Origin of the sequence: Mesotoga sp. HF07.pep.5.2.highcov (assembly GCF_003666285.1) — a bacterium.
GTDB classification, from domain to species: domain Bacteria; phylum Thermotogota; class Thermotogae; order Petrotogales; family Kosmotogaceae; genus Mesotoga; species Mesotoga prima.
This window is the reverse complement of the sequence record NZ_JFHJ01000395.1, coordinates 1-4,483: the sequence shown is the minus strand read 5'-3', so window position 1 is coordinate 4,483 and position 4,483 is coordinate 1. Positions and strand designations below refer to the sequence as shown.

Annotated in this window: 4 protein-coding genes and 1 pseudogene; all 5 read left to right on the top strand. The window is 43.0% G+C overall.

The window, feature by feature from the left end; translation table 11 throughout:
- Window positions 1–1,113 (top strand): hypothetical protein (locus tag BG32_RS08480; RefSeq protein ID WP_220660317.1); only part of this gene is annotated, 1,113 nt, incomplete at its 5' end.
- A gap of 14 nt (window positions 1,114–1,127) precedes the next feature.
- Window positions 1,128–1,706: an NUDIX domain-containing protein gene (locus BG32_RS08475; RefSeq protein WP_121526676.1), complete on the top strand. Its 579-nt coding sequence runs from the start codon at window positions 1,128–1,130 to the stop codon at window positions 1,704–1,706.
- Window positions 1,667–2,536 carry a 4-(cytidine 5'-diphospho)-2-C-methyl-D-erythritol kinase gene (ispE, locus tag BG32_RS08470; protein ID WP_121526675.1) on the top strand — a complete coding sequence of 290 codons (870 nt, stop codon included), beginning with the start codon at window positions 1,667–1,669 and terminating at the stop codon, window positions 2,534–2,536. Before BG32_RS08475 ends, ispE begins: the two co-directional genes overlap by 40 nt.
- The gene (locus BG32_RS08465; protein WP_014730240.1) at window positions 2,518–4,206 is read left to right on the top strand and encodes an NFACT family protein; all 1,689 of its coding nucleotides are present in this window, start codon (window positions 2,518–2,520) and stop codon (window positions 4,204–4,206) included. Before ispE ends, BG32_RS08465 begins: the two co-directional genes overlap by 19 nt.
- Window positions 4,203–4,483 (top strand): annotated as a pseudogene (locus tag BG32_RS08460) (hypothetical protein); the annotation flags it as partial. The gene BG32_RS08465 and the pseudogene BG32_RS08460, both read left to right, overlap by 4 nt.

Here is a 4,483-nt window from a genome sequence, read left to right as displayed (position 1 = left end):
GGGATGGAAATGAAAAGAGCAAAGTTGTTCTTGATGCTGGGTGCGCTCACAATAGTTGCGTTTGCAATTTCTTCTTGTTTCCCAGTTAAGGGAAGTATTTTGCTTCTAGAGCAGAAAATCGGATGGGAACCGGGAAAACCCGTCGTTATTGAAGCCTTCGAACGACTGTTTACTCCAGATCCATCGTCGAACTACCAGTGGTCAGTGGAGATTAAACCTCAAGATGGTAGCTGGACATCGAGTAACGATCTGGTCAAAGTAATACCGAGCACCAAGAACTCGAAAGCGGTTGTCTATCTTCCAGTCTACGAGAACTTCGAAATCAAAATTACTGCTAAAATCTCCGGAACCAGTGTAAGTGGAGAACACGGGAACTACAGTTCAGAAATTGTGAAACACGTTAGTGAGATACCAGACGTATTGGTTGAGGTCTTCGAGAAGGATCTTGGGTTCAATATGCCTGACTTGTGGTTTGAGGATTATCTAAATGGAAATAGATCAAACTCTACAAGGACTCCCGTATATTACAAACTCAACAAAGCTCTTCGTCCAACTGCTTACTACAACAGAATAGGTTGGGAAGTGTATCCTAAAAATGAGAGTGATCTTCCACCTGCGCAAGTTGTATTCCACGGTGATCCCTTCTATGTTGTGAACAGCAGTTCGACATCTGTCACTACAGAAATGGAAAACTCGTTCAAGTCTGTAGATATTGCTTACAACCGATTTAAAATGCGCATCGAACCGCATAGCCTTGTAGGGTTGGACTCAGGATGGAGAGTAGAAGACTGGGATGTGTCACTGTACGTTTCCCAAAACGTTTTTTATGATTCAGACACACAAATTTTCCTCGTCAAGATAAACCGCGAAGATTACAGGGCAACTCAGATATTCAATATTAAGAACGAATTCTATCTTTCTGAAGCAAGCAATGATTTCCGAGAAGAGGCAGTAATTAATCCCATAGTAGCATTGCTTCATGAATGGAAATATGGAACTCTCTGGGATGATGATTATTACTTTGCTGTAGTTGTAGCTAATTTTAATACGGTTAGCCCTAGTAATGTAATACCTCCCTTCTACACCGTTAAGGGCGCTGAGATGGTCTGGTAGTAAAGGAGAAAGTTTTGGAAGAAAGAGTTCTCGTAGTCGATGTTGAGTGTCTAGGAGAGCTGGCAACCCGCAACGGGTTGCTGGCTCTTCCTTTAGATGAGATAAAGATGAAAGTTGAGAGATTCGGAAGATTTGTACGTCGCTCTGAAGCAGAAAACGATGAATCGATGAGGCAGATCATACCGTACGCGGTTTTCAGGAATCGCGACGAGTATCTTCTCATGAAGAGGACAAAAAAGCAGGGCGAAGCTCGCCTTCATGAACTATATTCGATTGGAGTGGGTGGACACATAAATCCAGAGGATGGAGGGCTTCCATGGGAGGCCTTTGAGAACGGGTTCCAGCGCGAAATTCGCGAAGAAGTATCTGTGAAAATCCACAGCATGGATTATTTGGGAATCCTAAATGATCTACAGACTGAGGTCAGCAGAGTCCACATTGGTGTAGTTTATATAGCTGAAGTGGATTTCGGCGGCTTCAATGAAAAGGAAAAATTCACTGGTGCAATGGCTGAAATTAAAGTTCTTTCAGAATACAGGGAGAGTATGGAAACATGGTCTCAAATAGTTCTAGATTATCTTCTGTTAAACTGATATGCCCGGCAAAAATAAACCTTTGCCTTGCGGTAGGTAAGAGGAGAAGCGACGGATTCCACGAGATTAGCACTGTCTTCCAGGCAATCGATTTCTACGACGATTTGTTCGTAAAGCATGATACGAGGAAGTTATACTTCAAATGCAATACATCTCTCCGCTGGGACAAGGAGAACACTCTTTATAAAGTCATTGAGCAAATAGAGAGTGAGATAGACCGGAGAATAGAAATAGGTCTGGAATTGAAGAAGAGAATCCCCTCGGGCGCAGGACTGGGTGGGGGAAGTTCAGATGCCGCAGCACTCCTGAAGTATTTAGCGGGGCTTTTCAAGATTGATGAAGAGCGAGTCTTGAGAATCGCCTCAAATGTTGGCAGCGACGTACCTTTCTTTCTCAAAGGAGGAACGGCGATAGCTTCAGGAAGGGGAGAGATCTTGAGTTTTCCCGGTGATGTCTCTGGATATTCAGTCGAACTTTCCTTCCCCGGCATTGAGGTCTCAACTCCCCTTGCTTACGAGTTCATAGATGAAGATAACCCCGAACTGCATCTCGATTGTGAAATGGCTGAGAAATACTACCTTGCCCTTAAAAGTCATGACATTGAAGCTGTAAGGCGTATGTCTTACAATACGTTCGAAAAGTCCATCTTTGATCGCTTTCCCATGATAAGAGATTGCCACTCAATGCTCTCTAATAAGAATGGCGGTGCCATTAAGACAATGATGACTGGTTCGGGCTCAGCGATCTTTTCCCTTTTTGAGGGTTGCAAGGGAAGATACAGTTTTGTTACTTCAGAGGAGCTGAATGAGAAATGGTGTTCGATGGTCTGATTCTCCAGAGAGTCCTGGCTGAAATATCTGATGTCTCTGGTCAGCAACTGAGACAGGTATACCAAATAGGAAGAAGCGAGTTCTTCTTCAAATTCTCGAAAAGGGGAATTGAAATCTCTCTCAATCCATCATCGCCTTATATAATTGAGAGCAACAGAAATCAGAATTCTCCATCGATCGAGACCCCTTTCAGTCTCTTTTTGAGAAGACACATCAACGGCTTCTTTCTGACAAAAATCGCTCAGTTAGACATGGATAGAATAACAAGAATGGATTTTGAAGGTAGAGATGCCTTTGGAGAAAGAAACAAATACTCGGTAATCGCAGAATTCATTGGGCCAGGGTCTAACATCATGGTACTTGACGAGGAGGAAAGAATACTACAGGTATTTAGAGAGATGATCAGCTCAAAGAGAACTCTCGCCAGAAATGTGAAGTATTATCCGCCAGATAGTCCAGGAAAATCTCTTAGAAACCTGTCTAAAGAAAATATTACTCTAACGCTCCTTCACTCAGGAGATACCCTTTCAAGAGCAATAATGAAGTCGTTTACAGGCTTTTCGAGAGCAACCGCAGAGAATATCGTGGGCTTCTTGCAGATTGAAGATGTTGTTCCATCCAGTCTTCGGGAAGAACGTCTTGATGAGGTTGCAGAATTCCTAATGAGCCTTTCTCTGGACACCAACGGAAGATCGCTTTTTGTGATTGACGGGACAAAGGGAGCTGAAATCTCACCCATACCTCTCGATCATAAAGGCCGTTGCGAAAAGGTTGGGGCGTCGGAAGCTATTAGACGCGCAATAAAATCTTCAGGAGCAGAAACAGAGGTTGACAGGAGAAAGCAGTCAATAATAAGGAAGATTGACAAATCGTTCAAACGTCTTTTCAAGTTGATCGATAAGTTAGAAACGGAACTGTCAGAAGTTGAGAATTACAGGGATTTCAAAAAATACGGAGAACTTATTACCGCAAATCTATATAGGCTAAGAGAAAGAAGGGAAACGGTGGAGCTTGAAGACTGGGAGACAGGTGAAACAGTCGAAATCTCTCTGGACAGTAGGCTAACGCCATCGGAAAACGCGCAGCTTTTTTTCAAATATTACAGCAAATCTCTGCGCAAGGAGATTCAACTAAAGAAAAGGTTAAGAGTTTTGCGTGACGAAGTAAACTACCTTGATCAGCTAAAGGAAATGGTCTCACAGGCAGAATCGCTGGAAGACGTTCGGGAGTTCTCTTCTGAACTGGAAGAAGCTGGCATAAAAAGAAAAGAAAAGATAGATAAAAAGAGAAAGAAGAGGTCACAGAAGTCTGGCCCGAGAGTCTTCGAAAGAAACGGGTTTAAATTTCTCGTTGGAAGGAACAACATTGAGAATGATGAAATAACGAAGAACGCCTCAAGGGACGATATCTGGTTCCATGCAAGAGGCATTCCCGGAGCACATGTTATACTTAAAAAAGCTGGAAAAGAGATCACTCCAGAGGCGATTCTTTATGGTTCTCTTCTAGCAGCAAAGTATTCCAGGGGAAGGCAGTCTGGAAAGGTAGAGGTAGCACATACTGAAGTGAAAAACGTAAAAAAGCCAAAAGGAGCTAAACCGGGAATGGTCACATACAGAAAGTTCGAATCGATTACAGTTGATCTTACGAAAGAGATGGTGGGAAGGAATTGATCAGACTTTCACCTTATATTTTCTTTGTGGGCGGCTTCTTAACTTACGCCTCGATTTTTTTCTCAAGCGCCACGGTATCAATGACCATGTCGGTAATCGGAATGACGATAAGTCTTTACATATGGTACATTCTTGCGTGGAACCGCGATCGTCATCTTGCCACCATGAAGAAAAAAGGTTACGTCAAACCGCAGAATTGTGCGGAGCAGAAGATCGCGGGCAATTCTAGAATATGGGTAATTCTTTACTCGGCTTCATACTTAACAATGAATTTTGC

Coding starts and splice junctions, on each gene's coding strand:
- ispE (WP_121526675.1), top strand. CDS start 1,667: ATGGTCTCAAATAGTTCTAGATTATCTTCTGTTAAACTGATATGCCCG.
- BG32_RS08465 (WP_014730240.1), top strand. CDS start 2,518: ATGGTGTTCGATGGTCTGATTCTCCAGAGAGTCCTGGCTGAAATATCT.